The sequence below is a fragment of the Verticiella sediminum genome, from assembly GCF_007558815.1.
GTDB lineage: Bacteria > Pseudomonadota > Gammaproteobacteria > Burkholderiales > Burkholderiaceae_B > Verticiella > Verticiella sediminum.
In genome coordinates this window covers 79,543-96,961 of record NZ_VLTJ01000001.1, presented here as the reverse complement: position 1 = coordinate 96,961, position 17,419 = coordinate 79,543, and the positions used below count along the sequence as shown (strand labels likewise).

The window sequence follows — 17,419 nt, the reverse complement described above, 5'->3', positions numbered from 1 at the left end:
CGGCGGCGAACCGGCCCGCGATCGCGAGCATCATGTGGTGACATTTGGTCTCGACACCGCCGTCGCGGGCGATGCGGGGTCCCGCTATCATCGGGGCAATCGGCACCGCGGTGCGGCGATCCGGCATGTCCAGTCGATGGAGGCATGAAATGTCCAGGATGATTTTCGTCAATTTGCCCGTGTCCGACCTGGCTACGGCGACACGCTTCTACGAAGCCATGGGTTGCCGGCTGAATCCGCGCTTCAGCAACGAGGAGGCGGCATCGATGGTGTGGTCGGATGCCATCGTCTTTCACCTTCTGGTGCACGCGTCCTTCAGCGAGTTCACGCCCAAGCCGATCGCCGACGCGCACCGCAGCACGGAGGTGCTGTTGGCCGTTCAGTGCGAGTCCCGCTCCGCGGTGGATACGCTGGCCGAGGCCGCGGCGCAGGCGGGCGGCCAGACGGACATCCGGGAGAAACAGGACCTGGGCTTCATGTACGCGCGCGCCGTCGAGGACCCCGACGGCCACATCCTCGAACTGGTATGGATGGACCCGACGGCCAGCGACGCCTAATACCCCGTCATTTCGAGATAGCCCCGACCGCCCGTGCCGCCGTCGATGCGCACCGGGCCCTCCCAATACGGAAACGTGCCGCCCATCCAGGCCTGCGGCTGGACGGCATCGACACGCGCGTCCACGGCGTGCTCCGGCACCTGCACGCGCCAGGCCACGGGCACCTCGCGGCCGGTGACCTGGCGGGCGCTCGCCAGCGGCTCGAGCGCGATCTGGTCCTCGCGCAGCGCCACGCCCGGGCCGCCACCCGGGGCGATCCAGGTGCCCGCGCGGTAATGCCGACCGTCGTCGTGGCGGACCTGGAACACCATCAGCTTGGCGCCGTCGGCCAGGTGCAGGGAGAACCAGTCCCAGCCCTGCTGGTCCGCCGACAGCGGCTGGCTGCTCCATTCGCGGTCCAGCCAGGCACGGCCGGTCACCGTGTGCCGCTGGCCGTCGAAGGCGATCTCGCCCTGTACCTCGTAGAAGGGCTGGCTGTAGTAGTACGAGGCCTGGCCCTGGCCGGATTTTTCGCTGTAGCCCGCATCGCCGTGCAGGATCAGGGGGCCTTGCGCCTGGAGGGCGAGGTCGTAGGAGAAGCCGGGCACACCGCCTTCGGGCGGCCGGGCGGCGGCGTGCAGAGCCAGCCGGTCCAGCCCCAGCCCCGGCTGGCCATCGAGGCGCCAGTCGTCGATCCAGGCGGCGAAGGGTTCGGCGGTGACGCCGGCCTGGCCGATGCCGCCGCGCGCGAGGCGTTCGGCGTGGCGATGGCCGTCGGGGCCGGTGACGGCGGCGTGCGCCATCCAGGCGTTGGGGCTTTGCCAGCCGGGCTGCTCGGGGCCGGGCCGCAGGGCGGTGCGGAACAGCGTCCATTGCACGCCCCAGTCGCGGCCGGTTTCGTCCGTGAGGTTGGCGGTAATGTACCACCATTCGATGCGATAGCCGTCGTGGGCGCCGTGGTCGGCCGGAAAGTGCAACTCGCGCCCGCGCTCGACCGGCAGGTAGTCGCCCGCCGCCTGGCCCAGGCCGGCGTAGCCGGTCTGCGGCGGGGGCACGGCATCGCGGCAGCCGGCGAGCGCTGCGAGCAGCATGGCCGCCACGGTGCAGGCAAGACCGCGGCCGGCCTTGCGCGGGCGGCGGGAGGCGTCAACGTTCATCGGCAAAGCGTCGCAACAGGTCGGCCGGTTTGCGCCGGGCCAATTGCCACAGCGGCCCGGCGCTGGCCGCGAGTGCGGTCAAGAGGCCCAGCAGGGCAAGCGCGAGCAACTGGCCGGGAAATACATACAGCGGCAGGCGCCAGCCGAAGGCCTGCACGTTCACCACCGCGACCAGGCACCAGGCGAGCACCAGCCCCAGCGGGACGGCCAGCAGCACCGTCAGCCCGGCCAGCATCAGTGTCTGCGCCAGGCTGAGCCAAGCCAGGCGGCGGCGCGGCACGCCCAGCGCCCAGAGCGGCGCGAGCTGGCCGAGGCGCGCGTCGGCCAGGGTCAGCAGGCTGATGAAGAGCGCGATGCCGGCCACGGCCAGGGTCAGACTGTTCAGGGCGGCGGTGGCGTGGAAGGTGCGCTCGAAGATGTCGGTGGACCAGCGCTTGAGCGCCGCCTGGTCCACCACGCGCGCGCCTTGCTCGGCCCACGGCTGCAGCCGCGCCTCGAGGCGCTTGCCGGCGTCGGTGCCGGGCTGCAGGCGCAGACTGATGCCGGAGATGCGCGCCTGGGGTTCATGCCTGCGCAGCCAGTCGGCATTGACCAGCAACTGCCCCTGCGGGTTGCCGTAGTCCGCATACAGGCCGACCACGGGCAGGGGAGCCGTGCCGGGCAGAGGCAGCGCGAGCGTGTCGCCCAGCCCGAGGCCGAGGCGGCGCGCGAGCTGCTCGCTCAGCATGATGCCCTCGCCGCGGCCGAGTGCCGCCCAGCCTTCCGGCTGCGCCGCCAGCAGAGGCCAGTGCTGGCGATAGCTCGGGTGATCCGGCACGCCATACGCCTGGACCGGCCAGGCCTGCAGGCGCAGCTCGGCGCGCCATTGGGTGAGCACCGCGGCGACATCGGGTTCGGCGGCGGCGGCCCGGGCGATGGCCAGCCCCTGCTCCGTGTCGCGCGGTGTGACGTACAGGTCGGCGGACAGGCGCTGTTCCAGCCAGCCATCGAAGGTCTTGCGAAAACCCTCGGTCATGGCGCCCACGCCCACGCTCGCGCCCAGCGCCAGCAGCAGGGCCATGAGCGCCAGCGCGACGGCTGGCAACTGCTGGCGGGCGTCGGCGGCGAACCACTCGGCAAGCGGCCCGCGCGCCAGACGCGCGAGGCCCGCCAGCGCTGCATCGAGCAGGGGCGAGAGCAGCAGCGCGGCGGCGAGCAGCAGGGCGCCCACGGCAACGAAGGCGGTGGCCAGGCTGTCGCCCCAGCGCCATGCCGCGGCGCACACGAGCAGCAGCACGAGGCCGACGGCGGTGTCGCGCCGCAGCCCGCGCGTCTGGGCGAGGCGCCAGGCCTGGGCCTGCGCGACGGCGAGTACGGGCATGCGGGCCGCGCGCCACAGACTGTTCGCGCCGGCGATCAGGGCGCCGAGCAGCGTGATGCCCAGGCCGCTCGCCCACCAGACCGGGGACAGGCGCAGCTCGCCGGCCACGTCGGCCCCGTACAGGCCGCGCAGGCTGGCCGAGACGTCGGGCAGCAACTGGGCCGCCAGCGCGTAGCCCGTCACCAGCCCGGCCACACCGCCGATCAGCGCGAACAGGCCGAGTTCGAGCGCCAGCGCGGCCACGGCCGCGCGCAGGCTGACGCCGCAGGCGCGCAGGGTGCGCAGCACGCCGCGCCGCTGCTCGAACGCCAGCCCGATCGCGGCGTTGACGATGAACAGGCCGACCACGAAGGCGAGCAGGCCGAGCGCCGTGAGGTTCAGGTGAAAGCTGTCGGTGAGGCGTTGCAGATCGCCCGCCGTGTCGTCCGCGCTCAGCATCAGGCGGTCGGCGAACGCCGGCGGCGGGGCCTCGGCGTGCGGGCCCGTGACGATGAGCCGCGAGAGCTGCCCCGGCGCGTTCAGCAGCGCCTGCGCATAGCCGACATCCGTCAGGATCACGCCCGGCGCGAGGCCGGGCTCGGCCTTGAACGGCGGCAGGCGCGTGCCGTCGGCCAGCGCCGGGCGCGCGCCCTCGGCCAGGCCCAGACGGGCCAGGGTGTCCGGGGAGATCCAAGCTTCGCCGGGCGGACCGATGAACGCGCCGAGGTCGAAGCGGGCGCCTGTGCGGCCGGCGACTTCGGTGTCGTCCGGCAGGGACAGCGGTTCGATGCCCACGACGCGCAGGCTGAACTGCTCGGCCTCGACCAGGCGCACGCGGCCTTCCAGCACGGGCGACACCGGCCAGCCGGCCCGGCGCAGCGCCACGTAGAGCGCCTGGTCCAGGTGTTCGCCGGTGCGCGGCACCCAGGCCGCCTGGGTGGCCGGCGCCAGGACGGCGCTCGCGCGGGCGTAGTCGGCGCGCGCCTGGCTGTTCAGCGCCTGCACGCCGGCCCAGAGCGTGGTCGCCAGCCAGATGCCGACGAACACGGCAATCGCCTGCACCGGGTGCCGGCGCCAGTGGGCGAGCAGGGCGCCCAGGCTCACCCGCAGCACGCGCATCAGGCGCTGCCGCTCAGTACGCGGCCATGCTGCAGGACGACCTGGCGGGACAGGCGCTGCGCCAGACGGGCGCTGTGCGTGACCACCAGCAGCCCGGCGCCGGTGTCGGCCACCAGCTCGAGCAGCAGGTCGAACACCGTTGCGCTGCTGGCTTCGTCCAGGCTGCCGGTGGGCTCGTCGGCGAGTACGAGCGCGGGCCGCGCCGCCAGGGCGCGGCCGATCGCCACGCGCTGCTGCTGGCCGCCGGAGAGCTGCTCGGGGTAGCGGGTGAGCAGTTCGGCCAGACCCAGGCGCCGCGCGATCGCCTCGACCCAGACAGGGTCGTGGCGGCCGGCCAGGCGCGCCTGCATGGCGAGATTGGCGCCCACCGGCAGGCTGGGAATCAGGTTGTACTGCTGGAAGACGAGGCCGATGCCGCTGCGCCGCCATTCGGCCAGTGCGGGCTCGCCGCGCGTCTCCAGATGCCCCTGCGGCACCTCGATGCTGCCCGAATCCGGACGGTCCAGGCCGGCGATCAGGTGCAGCAGCGTGCTCTTGCCGCTGCCCGATTCGCCCATCAGGGCCAGGCTTTCTCCGTGCGCCAGGGTGAGGTCCACGCCCCGCAGCACCGGCAGCATGCCCTGCGCGGTGACGTACGACTTGCAGACCTGTGTGACGCGCAGCAGCAGGCCGGAGCTATCCAGGGTGGTCATGCTGCAAGCATAACCTCGCCGGGAGGGCAGCCACGTTTGCTGCACTGCGCTACGATGCTTGTACAACCCGATACAACGCCAGGAGACACAAGACCATGGGTCGCATTCTGTTGGTTCGCCATGGCCAGGCCTCCCTCATGGGAGACGATTACGACGCGCTGTCCGAAGTGGGCCATGCCCAGGGCCGGCTGCTGGGGGAGTGGCTGTCCGCTCGCGGCGAGCGCTTCGCGCATGTGGTGATGGGCAGCCTGAAGCGGCATGCCCAGACCGCCGAGGCGTGCCTGGCCGCGCTGGGCGAAGCCGCCGCCGCACCGCACATCGACGCCGGGCTCGACGAATACCGCCACGAGGACATGGTGGCGCGCTACGCGCCGGAGTTCGCCGACCGCGCCGCGATGAAGGCCTGGCTCGCGCGCAGCGAGAATCCGCGCAAAGCCTTCCAGCAGGTGTTCGCCGCAGCCTTCGATCGCTGGGTGAGCGGCGCGCACGACGAGGACTACCCGATCGCCTGGTCGGCGTTCCGGGCGCGCAGCGTGGCGGCGCTCGAGCAGGTGGCCGCGGCCTGCGGCAGCGGCGAGAGCGCGCTGGTATTCACCTCGGGCGGCCCGATCGCCGGCATCGTCCAGCACGTGCTCGGTATGCCGGACGACCGCGTGGCGGGCCTGCACTTCCCGCTCTTCAACGGCGGCCTCACCCAACTGCTCACGCGGCCGGGCAGCGTGGGCCTGAGCTACTTCAACGCCATCGGCTACCTCGAGGAGGCCGGGCGCGACTACGTCACATACCGATAGCCGGCGGCCGGGCCGCACCATCGCCGGAGCGGCCGTGGCGTGCCCGCCGCTTCAGTCGAGCGCTGCGCGGATCCTGGCCGCGACCTTCTCGAGCTCGGCCGGATCGGCCATCTCGCGCGAGTGTGCACGCAGGGCTTCGCCGGCGCGGCGCGGCACGATGTGGAAATGCACGTGGAACACCGTCTGGCCCGCCGCCGCGCCATTGAACTGCGACACCACCACGCCGTCCGGCGCGAGCGCCTTGCCGATCGCCTTGGCCAGGCGCTGGGCCGACTGGATGCAATGGGCCGCGGCTTCGGGCGACAGCTCGAACAGGTTCGCCGCAGGCTCCTTGGTCAGGATGAGCGCATGCCCTTCGGACTGGGGCATGATGTCCATCATGGCGTAGGTGTGCTCGTCCTCGAAGAGCTTGATGGAAGGCGCCTCACCGCGCAGGATCTTGGCGAAGATGTTGTTCGGATCGTAGGACATGGCTGAAGGTCGCAGGCTCGGCGCGGGATGCGCCGCTCGGCCCATAGTGTACGCATTGCAGGCGGCGGCGCGGACCAGGGCTCGCCCGCATGCGCGCCGGCCCGGCGAAGGTTGTCGGCCAGCAGGACGGTGGTTCGCGGCCGCCGAGGGCGGGAGCTTCCCCCCGCCAGGCGCGTACGCCTGACGCGGTGGGTAAGTTCTGTACCAAAGCAAGTCAGCGTCTACCGGGTTAAAGTAGCCCCTCGACGAGGTGGGCGCCGGCGGACGCGGCGCCGGATGTGTGCGGCATATGCGTAGTGGCCTGCGAGGAGAGTCATGGTTTGGTTGAGGCGGCTGTTGATCGCAGTGGGCGTGCTCGTCCTGCTCGCCGGTATCGGCATCGCCGCCCTGTTCCTGCTCGTGGACCCCAACGACTACAAGGCGACGCTGCAGGACGCGGTCAAGGAACAGTATGGCCGCACCCTGGTCATCGACGGCGACATCCGGCTTTCGCTGGTCCCGCGGCTGGGGCTGGAGATCAGTGGCATCTCGCTGTCCGAGCCGCAGTCCAATCAGGTGTTCGCGGTGCTCGACACCGCGCGCGCAGCCGTCTCGTGGTGGCCGCTGCTCACGCGCCACCTCGTCATCGAGCACCTGGCGATCAGCGGGGTGAAGGCCAACGTGGTGCGCGACGCCGACGGCCGCTTCAATTTCGATGACCTCCTGCGGCGCCCGGTGGAACCGAGCGCGCCTGCCGGCGTGCCTGCCGATCCCGAACAGCCCTCCCTGCAACTGGCCGTGGCCGGCGTGAACGTCTCGGGCGGCGACATCGCGTTCCGCGACGAGCGCCATGACATGGCGGTGCGCGTCGAGCGCCTGGTCATCGCGGCCAGCGGCATCACGCTGGGTCAGCCGTTCGACGTGGCCGTGGCCGGCCGCGTGCTGGGCCAGAGCCCGCGCGTGGATGCCAACGTGCAGGTGCAGGGCCGGCTGCTGGTCAACCCGTATGCGCAACGCTATGCGGTGCATGGCCTGGACCTGCGCATGGCGGGCATGCTGCCGTCGGTGCGCGCCAACAGCTTCGCGCTGCGCGGTGACGTCAGCCTCAACCTGGCCGAGGACGATCTCGATCTCACCGGCTTGAGCGCGGCCTTCCAGGGCGACCTCGCGCTGCCCACGCCGCTCAGTGGCGTGGATGCGCAGGTCAGCGCGCCGCGCATGGCCCTGGACCTCGAAGGCAATCTGCTGCAGCTCGACAAGGTGGCGGCCAAGGTGTCCGGCCGCGCCGACAACATGCCGTTCACGGCGGCGCTCGATGTGCCGACGCTGATCATCACCGAGACCAGCGCAACCGGCGGGCCGCTCACCGGGACCTTCACGCTCGACGGCCCGCAGGCCATCGACGCCACGCTCGAACTCTCCGGCCTGAGCGGCAATGTGCGCCAGTTCGACGCCAAGCGGCTGCAGGTGCACGCCAAGCTGCGCCAGGGCGATCGCAGCCTTGCCATCGACGCCGGATCGCCGGTCTCGGCGCAGCCTCGGCAGGCCCGCGTCGCGCTGCCGCAGTTGAAGGCCGACGTGAAGGTCGAGGACACGGCCCGGGCCGAGGCGCTGGCATTCGAGGCCAGCGGCAACGCCGCCTACGATGGGGCGGCCGGCACGGCGCAGACCGAACTGCGAGCCAGCCTGCCGGGCGGCCCGATCCATCTGCAACTGGGGGCGTCCCGGCTGCAGGAGGCGGTGCCGGCCCTGCGCTTCGACGTGCAGGCCGAGCACTTCGACCTCGCGCCGTGGCTGGCGCCGACGGCCGGCGGCGCCAAGTCCAAGCCGGCGCCGTCGCCGACTGCGGCAGGCGGCAAGCCGCCGGCGGAAGCGGCCAACGGCAACGGCGATGCGCTGTTCGATCTCGCCCCCTTGAAGCGGGTGGATGCGCACGGCACACTGCGCGTGGCCGAGCTCGTCACGCCCAAGGCCACGGCGCGCAACCTGGCCGCCACCCTGGCGCTGGCGGGCGGCCGCGCCGAGCTGCGCGATGTCTCGGCCGCGCTGTTCGAGGGCCGGCTGGCGGGTACCCTGTTTGCCGATGCCAACACGCAGCGCCTGGGCGTGAACGCGCAGTTCACGGACGTGGCCGTGCAGCCCCTGCTGCATGCGCTGGCGGGCTACGACGATCTCACCGGCAAGGGCATCGTGAAGGCGGAACTCACCACGACCGGCCGTACCGAGGCGGCGCTGCGCGAGAGTCTGAACGGCCAACTGTCGCTGCAACTGCGCGACGGCTCGTATCGCGGGATCAACGTGGCGCAGTCCCTGCGCGAATTCCGCAGTCTGCTGGGGCGCGGCGAGGCGGCCAGCGCCGAGGCCGACCGCACGCTCTCGACCGACTATGCCGAACTGCGCGGCAACCTGCATTTCGCCGACGGCGTGGGCACGCTGCGCGAGCTGAACGTGGCGGCGCCCCTGGTGCGCATTACCGAGGGCTCGCCCGCCACCGTCGACCTGCCCGGCGAGCGACTCGACCTGGTGCTGCGCACGCGCGTGGTCAACACCTCCAGCGGGCAAGGCGGCAAGGCGCTCGAGCGCCTGCGCGACGTCACCGTCCCCATCCGGGTGGCCGGCCCGTTCTCCTCGCCCACCTATACCGTGATGTGGAACCAGGTGGGCAGCGAGGCGCTGCAGCGCACGCTCGAGCGCGAGGCCGGCCGGCAGATCGAGCGCCTGCTCGAGCGCCGCGGCGGCGATCAGGGCAGTGACGAGAATGCCGGGCGCGACCCTGGCCGCATCATCGGCGATGCGCTCAAGGGCTTGTTCAACTAGGCGCGCCCGATACGAAAGTGAAGGAAAAACCCATGACCCAGACTGCATATCCCATCGACGGCTGCGGCGCCCTGGAGGACGAGGACGCCGACAAGTACCAGGCCCAGTGGCTGCTCGTCACGCCCGAGTTCGAGCCCATCGACCTCGACGAGCATCCGGCGCTGGACCAGGTCTCGCTCAAGCTGCACCTGGGCTACCTGGTGATCACCGCGCCCGGCATGCTGCGCTTGGACATCGTGCCGGACGTGCTCGAGGACGACGAGAGCGTTTGGCGCACCGCGCACCGCGACGGCATACCGTTCAGCGTGGTGGACGAGGGCGATCTGGCGGCCGCCTGGTTCAGCAACTATCTCGGTACACCGGTCCGGCTGGCCAAGCGGATGCCCGAGGGCAGCAAGCCGGCTGAATAGACAAGCCGGACGCGCGCGGCGGCGCTCAGCGCACCAGCAGGCGGCCGCGGCGCATGCGGCTCACGGTCCGGCTGGACGCGAGCAGGGCCTGGGCCTCGGTGCGCACGGCCTCGCCCAGGCGCAGCGCCAGCGGCGCCGTGTGCGCGTGGCAGATCGCGCAGGCCAGCGCGTCGGCCGCGTCCGGGCCCGGCGTGCCGTTCAGGCGCAGCAGGTGGGTCACCATCTCCTGCACCTGGTGCTTGGCGGCGCGGCCGGTGCCCACCACCGATTTCTTGATCTGCAGGGCGGTGTACTCGTGCACGTCCAGCCCGCCGTCGGCCAGGGCGCACAGGGCGGCGCCCCGCGCCTGGCCGAGCAGCAGCGTGGATTGGGGATTGACGTTGACGAAGACCTTCTCCAGCGCGGCCGCGTGCGGACGCGTATCCTGCGCCACTGTGCGCAGACCGTCGAGCAGGGTCTTCAGGCGGGTGTGCAGCGGCGCCTCGGCTACCGACACGATGGTGCCGCTCGCCACATAGCGCAGCGCGGAGCCCTGCACTTCGATCACGCCGAAGCCGGTGCGGCGCAGGCCGGGGTCGACGCCGAGGATGCGGATCGTCGTCATCGACGGACTTCCTGCCCCAGGGCGGGCGAACCGGGGGCGATGTGCATGCGTTGCCAGGCCAGGCCGGACAGCCATGCGCCATCCCCGCATGCGCGGGGAACGACAGCTTTCATGGAAAGTACCAGGACGACAGCGATTCCCCGCCACTGCGGGGAACGGGCGACGCTGGTCGCAGTCGGCCAGCGTCGAGTCTCGCGCAAGGATACAACGTAGGCCTGCCCGGGAGCGGAGTCCGGCTGGCATGGACGCGCAAAGACACTGTCGGACGCACGGCCGGCTCGGCCGCGTCCGGCAGCGCCGACCGCCGCTCAGTGCCGGAAGTGGCGGTGGCCGGTGAAGACCATGGCGAGGCCGCGCTCGTTGGCGGCGCCGATCACTTCGTCGTCGCGCACGCTGCCGCCGGGCTGGATCACGCAGGTGGCGCCGGCGTCGGCGACCACGTCCAGGCCGTCGCGGAACGGGAAGAAGGCGTCCGAGGCGACGGCCGAACCCTGCAGGGTCAGGCCGGCGTTCTCTGCCTTGATGCTGGCGATGCGCGCGGAGTCGATCCGGCTCATCTGGCCCGCGCCCACGCCCAGCGTCATGCCGTTGCCGGTGAAGACGATGGCGTTGGACTTGACGTACTTGGCGACCTTCCAGGCGAACATCAGGTCCTGCATCTGGGCCTCGGTGGGCTGCTGCTCGGTGACCACCTTGAGCGCGTCGGCGCTGACGTTGAAGTTGTCCGGGTCCTGCAGCAGCCAGCCGCCGCCGACGCGCTTGGCGTCCTGCGGGTTGACGGCGCTGCCCAGCGGCACTTCGAGCACGCGCACGTTTTTCTTGGCGGCCAGCACTTCCAGCGCACCGCCGTCATAGGCCGGGGCGAGCAGGACTTCGACGAACTGCTGGCTCACGGCCTCGGCGGTGGCTGCGTCCACCGGGCGGTTGAAGGCGATGATGCCGCCGAAGGCCGAGGTGGGGTCGGTCTTGAAGGCCTTCTGGTAGGCCTCGGCGGCATTGGCGCCGATGGCCACGCCGCACGGGTTGGCGTGCTTGACGATGACGCAGGCGGGTGCTTCGAACGAACGTACGCATTCCCAGGCGGCGTCGGCGTCGGCGATGTTGTTGAACGACAGTTCCTTGCCCTGCAACTGGCGATAGTTGGCAAGCAGGCCGCTGCCCACCGACAGGTCGGTGTAGAAGGCCGCGCCCTGATGCGGGTTCTCGCCGTAGCGCATGGTCTGCTGGCGGCGCATCTGGATCGTCATCACGCCCGGCCACGGGTCGCGCGCCGGTACCTCGGCCGGCGCCGGTGCGCTGGTGAGCGAGGTCAGGTAGTTGGCGATCGCCCCGTCGTAGGCGGCCGTGTGGGCGTAGACCTTGGCGGCCAGTTCCAGGCGCAGCGCGTAGGCCGGCGCGCCATGGTTGTCGATGTCCGAGAGCACGCGGGAGTAGTCGGACGGGTCGATCACCACGGTGACGCCGCCGCCGGCCTCGGTGCCGTGGTTCTTGGCCGCCGCGCGCAGCATCGCCGGGCCGCCGATGTCGATGTTCTCGATCGCGTCCTCGAAGGTGCAATCGGGCTTGGCGATGGCCTGGCGAAAGGGATAGAGGTTGACCACCAGCAGGTCGATGCGGCCGATGCCCCGCTCTTCGAGCGTGCGCATGTGTTCGTCCGAGTCGCGGCGCGCGAGCAAGCCGCCATGCACCTTCGGATGCAGCGTCTTGACGCGCCCGTCCAGGATTTCCGGGGAGCCGGTGTAGTCGGCGACTTCCTGGACGGTGAGGCCGTTGTCGGCCAGCAGCTTGGCGGTGCCGCCGGTCGAGAGCAGTTGCACGTCGCGTGCGGCCAGCGCGCGGGCGAAATCGACGATGCCGGCCTTGTCGGAGACGGAGATCAGGGCTCGCTGTAGGGTCATGGTGGTGGGCTCGATGTGGCGCGCTCGGGCGCCCGAAGGATGGGATTCGGTGTCAGGCGGCCTTGCTCTGGGGCAACGGCGGGGGGGCATCGGCGCGCAGTCCGTACTGGTCGATCTTCTTGCGCAGGGTGTTGCGGTTGATGCCGAGCATTTCTGCCGCCCGCGACTGGTTGCCGCCGGCACGCTCGAGTACCGCTTCGAGCATCGGTCGCTCGACGGCCGAGATCACCATCTGCCAGATGCAGCCGGTCGATTCGCCGTCCAGGTCGCGGAAGTAGCGGTCGAGCTGATCGCGTACGCACACTTCCAGGGTGGTTGTCCTTTTTTCCATGCTTTGGTGGTCAGGCAGCGAGCCGGTCGACCCGTGCGGAAGGCTCGGCGGCAAACCACGCCGCCACGGCCGCCCACTGCTCGCGGGTGTTGTCGATGAGATTGATGCGCGCGCACAGCTCGGCGCCGCCGGGCAGGCCCGACAGATACCAGCCGATATGCTTGCGTGCGGTGCGCACCCCCGTGTGTTCGCCGTAGAAGCGGTAGTGATCGTCCAGGTGTTCCAGCAGCAGGCTGGCGAGTTCCTCGCGCGTGGGTGGCGCCAGGTGCTCGCCCGTGCGCAGGTAGTGATCGATCTCGCGAAAGATCCAGGGCCGCCCCTGCGCGGCACGCCCGATCATCACCGCGTCGGCGCCCGTATGGTCGAGCACGGCGCGCGCCTTCTCGGGCGAATCGATGTCCCCGTTGGCGATGACGGGGATGCCGATCTCGGCCTTGACCGCGCGGATGGTGTCGTACTCGGCCGCGCCGGTGTAGAGATCCGCCCGGGTACGCCCATGCAGGGCGAGGGCGGCGATGCCGGTCTCTTCGGCCAGCCGGGCCACGCGCAGGGCGTTGCGTTCGTCGCGGCTCCAGCCGGTACGCGTCTTGAGCGTGACCGGCACGCCCAGCGGCGCGCAGGCCGCGACCACGGCCTCCAGGATGCGTGCCACCAGCGGCTCGTTGCGCAGCAGGGCGGAGCCGGCGGCCACGCTGCAGACCTTCTTGGCCGGGCAGCCCATGTTGATGTCGATGATGCGGGCGCCCTTGCCGATGTTGAAGACGGCCGCTTCGGCCATCATGGCCGGATCGGCGCCGGCGATCTGCACGGCGATCGGTTCGCTCTCGCCGGCATGGTCGAGCCGGCGCGACGTCTTCACGCTATCCCAGAGCCTGGGGTTGCTAGCCGCCATTTCGGACACGGCATGCCCCGCCCCCAGCCGCTTGCAGAGCTGGCGGAACGGCCGATCCGTCACCCCGGCCATGGGGGCGACGACGACGTTGTTGGGCAGTTGCCAAGGACCGATGCGCATGAACGAAAAGGCGGAAAACGCCTGCGGCCCCAGGAGCGGGCCGGGCGCGACGAGCAGAAATCTCGGGGAGGGTGCGGGGCATTGTACCGCTTGCGCCGGCGGCGGGGGGTGCAAGGCCCCGTGCCGTTTCGTATGAACTCATGCCCCGCCGTGGTGCGCGCGAAGGGCATAATCGTCTTTTTGCCGCCGGGCCGCCCCAAGGCAAAGATGCCCCCTTGGGGGGCAGCAAGCCGAAGGCGCGGCGTGGGGGCCCTTTCTTTTGCCGCCGGGCCGCCCCAAGGCAAAGACGCCCCCTTGGGGGCAGCAAGCCGAAGGCGCGGCGTGACAGATTTTCTCGCGGCTGCGGGCGCTTGCGAGCCGTTCATCCTGTGGAGGTGACACCTATGAAACTCGAAACCCTGGCGGTGCACGCGGGCTACAGCCCGGAGCCGACCACCCATGCAGTGGCAGTGCCGATCTACCAGACCGTGGCGTACTCGTTCGACAGCGCGCAGCACGGCGCCGACCTGTTCGACCTGAAAGTCCCGGGCAATATCTATTCGCGCATCATGAATCCGACCAACGACGTGCTGGAAAAGCGCGTCGCGGCGCTCGAGGGCGGCGTGGGCGCGCTGGCCCTGGCCTCCGGCATGGCGGCGGTCACCTATGCCATCCAGACCATCGCCGAGGCCGGTGACAACATCGTGTCCTCCAGCACGCTGTACGGCGGCACCTACAACCTGTTCGCACACACCTTCCCGCAGCTCGGCATCGAGACGCGCTTCGCCGATCCGGCCGATCCGGCCTCGTTCGCGCCCCTGATCGATGCCCGCACCAAGGCCATCTTCTGCGAGTCGATCGGCAATCCGCTCGGCAACGTCACCGATTTTGCGGCGCTGGCCGACATCGCGCACGCCCACGGCATTCCGCTGATCGTGGACAACACCGTGCCCAGCCCCTACCTGTGCCGTCCCTTCGAGCATGGCGCGGACATCGTCGTGCATTCGCTCACCAAGTACCTGGGCGGACACGGCACCAGCGTGGGCGGCGCCATCGTGGACAGCGGCAAGTTTGCCTGGGCCGAGCACAAGGAGCGCTTCAAGCGCCTGAACGAGCCGGACGTGTCCTACCACGGCGTGGTCTACACCGAAGCCCTGGGCGAGGCGGCCTACATCGGCCGGGCGCGGGTGGTGCCGCTGCGCAACATGGGCGCGGCGCTCTCGCCCTTCAATGCCTTCCAGATCCTGCAGGGCATCGAGACGCTGCCCCTGCGCATGGACCGCATCTGCGAGAACAGCCTGGCCATTGCCCGGCACCTGCAATCCCATGCCAAGGTGGCCTGGGTCAACTACGCCGGCTTGCCCGATCATGCCGATCACGCCCTGGTGCAGCGCTACATGGGCGGGCGGGCTTCGGGCATTCTCTCGTTCGGCCTGAAGAACGCCGGGCGCGAGGCCGGGGCCCGGGTGCTCGACGCGCTCGAGCTCTTCACGCGCCTGGTGAACATCGGCGACGCCCGTTCGCTGGCGACCCATCCGGCGTCGACCACGCATCGCCAGCTCGACGATGCCGAGCTGAAGAAGGCGGGCGTGAGCCAGGACATGCTGCGCCTGTCGGTCGGCATCGAGCACATCGACGACCTGCTCGCCGATCTGGACCAGGCGCTCGCGGCGGCTTGAGGCCGGGGAGCGTCGCCTGCGCGCCGCGGCTCAGACGCGCAGGCCCTGCATCAGTTGACGGGCGAGTGGCCGCTTCACCCCGGGCAGGGCGTCCAGCGCGAGCAGGCCCAGCCCGCAGGCATGTTCGACGAGCGACCAGCGCGTCGCGAACACGCGCGGCAGGAAGTCGGTGACGCCGGCCGTGACGGCGCGGTCGGCGCGGCGCGCGCGGGCGTAGTCCTGCAGGCGCGGGCGGGGATCGCCTTCGGGCGCGCGCAGCCAGCCGTGCAGGGTGTCGGCCAGCGCGGCGGCGTCGCGCAGGCCCAGGTTCAGGCCCTGGCCCGCCACCGGGTGCAGCGTCTGCGCCGCATTGCCGATGGCCACGATACGCCCGGCCACGGGCTCGCGGCGCCAGCGCAGTTCGAGCGGAAACACGTGGCGCGGGCCAGCGCCCGCCAGCGGCCCCAGCCGGTCGCCGAAGGCCTCGCTCAGCGCCTGGCCAAAACGCGCGTCGTCGAGGGCGGCCAACTGGTCGGCACGCTCGGGGGCGCAGCACCAGACCAGCGAATAGGTGTCCTCGGCACTGTCTTCGAACCGCACCGGCAGCAGCGCCAGCGGCCCTTCGCCGGTGAAGCGCTCCCAGGCCCACCCGGGCCGCGGGGCCGCCGCGCGCACGAGCGCAAGGACGGCGTGCTGCCCATAGCTGCGGCTGAGCACGCCGGGCGTCCCCGCGCGGGGGCCGCCCTCGGCCTGCACCGCCACGCGGCTGCGCCAGCGGCGATCGTTCTGGTTGATCTCGATCGCGTCCTCGCCGGCGCTGGCCAGCTCGGCATGGCCGTCGCGCAGCGTCACGCCGGCGCTGGCCAGGGCCTGGTGCAGCACGGCCTGGACCGAACCGTACGTGTGCACCGAGCCCAGCGCCGGGACGCCGAAATCCGTGTCCTGGATCACGGTGCGGCCCAGCCGGCCTCGCTGCGATACATGGATGGCGTGGATGCCGGCGCCGTGCGCCGGCCATGCGCGCAGGCGCTGCAGCAGCAGACGGCTGCCGTGGTTCAGGGCGATGGCGCGCGGGTCGGCGGTGTGCGCCCACGCCTGCCCGGCCGGTGGTCGGGCAGGGGCGCGGCACAGCACGATGCGCGACGGGTCGGGCGCGCCGTCGGCGAGCAGCAGGGCGAGCGCGCTGCCCACCGGCCCCGCCCCGAGGATGGTGATATCGGCGTCCATCGTGCCGCTCAACCGCGCATCAGGGCTTCGATCTCGTCGGCTTGGACCGGCACGTCGCGGGTGATCAGCTCGCATCCGCTGTCCGTCACGATGGCGTCGTCCTCGGTGCGGATGCCGATGTTCCAGTAGGCCTCGGGCACGCCCTCGCCCGGGCGCACGTAGATGCCTGGCTCGATGGTGAGCGCCATGCCCGGGTCCAGGCGGCGCCAGTCGCGCCCGCCTTCTTCGTCGTCCTCGCGATAGTCGCCCACGTCGTGCACGTCCATGCCCAGCCAGTGCCCGGTGCGGTGCATGTAGAACCGCGTGTACTGGTTGGATTCGATCACGCCGTCGAGCGAGCCCTGCAGCAGCCCTGCGTCGAGCATGCCCTGGGCCAGCACGCGCACCGCGGCGTCGTGCGGTTCGTTCCAGCGCGCGCCGGGCCGGGTGGCGGCCGCTGCGGCGGCCTGTGCCGCGACCGTCACGTCATAGAGTTCGCGCTGCGGGCCGGAATAACGCCCGTTGACCGGGAAGGTGCGGGTGATGTCCCCGGCATAACTGTCGTATTCGCAACCTGCGTCGATGAGCAGCAGCTCGCCGTCGCGCATCACCGTGTCGCCCGCGCGATAGTGCAGCACGCAGGCGTTCGCGCCCGCCGCGACGATGCTGTTGTAGGCCACGGCCTGCGCGCCGTGGCGGCGGAATTCGTACAGCAGTTCGGCCTCGATCTCGTATTCGTGCAGGCCGGGACGGGTGGCGCGCATGGCGCGCACGTGGCCGGCCGCCGAGATCTGGCCGGCGCGCCGCATGAGGGCGATCTCGCCGGGCTCCTTGACGAGGCGCAGGCTGGCGACGAGGGCGCGCAGGTCGTGCTGGCGGACGGGCGCGTGCACCCCCGCCCGGGCGCGCATGCGAGCGCCGGCCAGCCAGGCGGGCAGCTTGTCGTCCAGCAGGCGGCAACTGGCGAGCGGCGCGTACAGATCGGTGTGGCCGGCGAGCAATTCCGGGATGGCCTTGTCGAGTTCGTCCAACGGATAGCTCTCGTCGAAGCGGAAATGCTCGCCCGCGGCCTCGGGGCCGTAGCGATAGCCGTCCCAGATCTCGCGCTCGGGATGCTTGCTGCGGCAGAACAGGATGGACTTGTCGGTGTCGCCGGCGACCAGCACCAGCCAGGCCTCGGGCTCCGGAAAGCCGGTGAGATAGTAGAAATCGCTGTCGTGCCGGAACGGATAGTCGCTGTCCAGGTTGCGGATGGTTTCCGGTGCCGTGGGCAGGATGGCGATGCCGCCGCCGGCGGCGCGCATCAGGTCCATGACGCGGCGGCGGCGGGCGGCGAACGGGGCGGTGTCTTGGGCGGGAATCGGCATGGCGAATCTGCGGAGAAGTACGGCTGACGGGGCAGCGTACCACGCAGCGGCGC

The 17,419-nt window shown here is 71.1% G+C and carries 15 protein-coding genes; 5 read left to right on the top strand and 10 right to left on the bottom strand.

Annotation, left to right across the window (positions count from 1 at the left end; genetic code table 11):
* The first annotated feature begins 158 nt into the window (after nt 1-158).
* The gene (locus FOZ76_RS00450; protein ID WP_342781850.1) at nt 159-557 is read left to right on the top strand and encodes a VOC family protein; all 399 of its coding nucleotides are present in this window, start codon (nt 159-161) and stop codon (nt 555-557) included.
* Here the strand turns inward: FOZ76_RS00450 and FOZ76_RS00445 are convergent.
* The 3 genes from FOZ76_RS00445 to FOZ76_RS00435 are packed head-to-tail and all read right to left on the bottom strand — an operon-like array spanning nt 554 to nt 4,843.
* Entirely contained in the window at nt 554-1,693 is a 1,140-nt protein-coding gene (locus tag FOZ76_RS00445; RefSeq protein ID WP_211365903.1) for a lipocalin-like domain-containing protein, read from the bottom strand. The two genes, FOZ76_RS00450 and FOZ76_RS00445, sit on opposite strands and share 4 nt — an antisense overlap.
* Nucleotides 1,683-4,151: an ABC transporter permease gene (locus FOZ76_RS00440; protein WP_143946144.1), complete on the bottom strand. Its 2,469-nt coding sequence runs from the start codon at nt 4,149-4,151 to the stop codon at nt 1,683-1,685. The genes FOZ76_RS00445 and FOZ76_RS00440 overlap by 11 nt, the downstream gene beginning before the upstream one ends.
* Nucleotides 4,151-4,843: an ABC transporter ATP-binding protein gene (locus FOZ76_RS00435; RefSeq protein WP_211365901.1), complete on the bottom strand. Its 693-nt coding sequence runs from the start codon at nt 4,841-4,843 to the stop codon at nt 4,151-4,153. Before FOZ76_RS00435 ends, FOZ76_RS00440 begins: the two co-directional genes overlap by 1 nt.
* Nucleotides 4,844-4,938: 95 nt before the next feature.
* Between FOZ76_RS00435 and FOZ76_RS00430 the strand changes: the two genes are divergently transcribed.
* Nucleotides 4,939-5,634: a histidine phosphatase family protein gene (locus FOZ76_RS00430; RefSeq protein WP_143946143.1), complete on the top strand. Its 696-nt coding sequence runs from the start codon at nt 4,939-4,941 to the stop codon at nt 5,632-5,634.
* Between the two features lie 51 nt (nt 5,635-5,685).
* Here FOZ76_RS00430 and FOZ76_RS00425 read toward each other — a convergent pair whose 3' ends face one another.
* Nucleotides 5,686-6,105, bottom strand: coding sequence for an HIT family protein (locus tag FOZ76_RS00425; protein WP_143946142.1), 420 nt, complete (start codon nt 6,103-6,105; stop codon nt 5,686-5,688).
* 315 nt (nt 6,106-6,420) lie between these two features.
* On the opposite strand from FOZ76_RS00425, the gene FOZ76_RS00420 reads away from it, so the two are divergent.
* Nucleotides 6,421-8,901 carry an AsmA family protein gene (locus FOZ76_RS00420; protein ID WP_143946141.1) on the top strand — a complete coding sequence of 827 codons (2,481 nt, stop codon included), beginning with the start codon at nt 6,421-6,423 and terminating at the stop codon, nt 8,899-8,901.
* Nucleotides 8,902-8,933: 32 nt separating this feature from the next.
* Nucleotides 8,934-9,311 (top strand): MOSC N-terminal beta barrel domain-containing protein, encoded by a 378-nt coding sequence (locus FOZ76_RS00415; RefSeq protein ID WP_143946140.1) that lies wholly within the window; start codon nt 8,934-8,936, stop codon nt 9,309-9,311.
* 25 nt (nt 9,312-9,336) lie between these two features.
* Here the strand turns inward: FOZ76_RS00415 and ruvC are convergent, their stop codons facing one another.
* From ruvC to dusB, 4 genes are all read right to left on the bottom strand, one after another.
* Entirely contained in the window at nt 9,337-9,906 is a 570-nt protein-coding gene (ruvC, locus tag FOZ76_RS00410; protein ID WP_143946193.1) for a crossover junction endodeoxyribonuclease RuvC, read from the bottom strand.
* Between the two features lie 317 nt (nt 9,907-10,223).
* The gene (gene purH / locus FOZ76_RS00405) at nt 10,224-11,813 is read right to left on the bottom strand and encodes a bifunctional phosphoribosylaminoimidazolecarboxamide formyltransferase/IMP cyclohydrolase (protein ID WP_143946139.1); all 1,590 of its coding nucleotides are present in this window, start codon (nt 11,811-11,813) and stop codon (nt 10,224-10,226) included.
* A 52-nt stretch (nt 11,814-11,865) separates the two neighbouring features.
* A complete protein-coding gene (locus tag FOZ76_RS00400) occupies nt 11,866-12,144 on the bottom strand; it encodes a helix-turn-helix domain-containing protein (protein ID WP_143946138.1) in 279 nt (92 codons plus the stop codon).
* 10 nt (nt 12,145-12,154) lie between these two features.
* Nucleotides 12,155-13,156 (bottom strand): tRNA dihydrouridine synthase DusB, encoded by a 1,002-nt coding sequence (dusB, locus tag FOZ76_RS00395; RefSeq protein WP_143946137.1) that lies wholly within the window; start codon nt 13,154-13,156, stop codon nt 12,155-12,157.
* Between the two features lie 383 nt (nt 13,157-13,539).
* Between dusB and FOZ76_RS00390 the strand changes: the two genes are divergently transcribed.
* The gene (locus tag FOZ76_RS00390) at nt 13,540-14,814 is read left to right on the top strand and encodes an O-acetylhomoserine aminocarboxypropyltransferase/cysteine synthase family protein (RefSeq protein ID WP_143946136.1); all 1,275 of its coding nucleotides are present in this window, start codon (nt 13,540-13,542) and stop codon (nt 14,812-14,814) included.
* Between the two features lie 30 nt (nt 14,815-14,844).
* Here the strand turns inward: FOZ76_RS00390 and FOZ76_RS00385 are convergent, their stop codons facing one another.
* Together FOZ76_RS00385 and FOZ76_RS00380 are read right to left on the bottom strand one after the other, a co-directional pair.
* Nucleotides 14,845-16,020 (bottom strand): UbiH/UbiF/VisC/COQ6 family ubiquinone biosynthesis hydroxylase, encoded by a 1,176-nt coding sequence (locus FOZ76_RS00385; RefSeq protein WP_143946135.1) that lies wholly within the window; start codon nt 16,018-16,020, stop codon nt 14,845-14,847.
* Nucleotides 16,021-16,028: 8 nt separating this feature from the next.
* Complete coding sequence (locus FOZ76_RS00380; RefSeq protein ID WP_143946134.1) at nt 16,029-17,366, bottom strand: aminopeptidase P N-terminal domain-containing protein; 1,338 nt, start codon at nt 17,364-17,366, stop codon at nt 16,029-16,031.
* Nucleotides 17,367-17,419 lie beyond the last annotated feature (53 nt).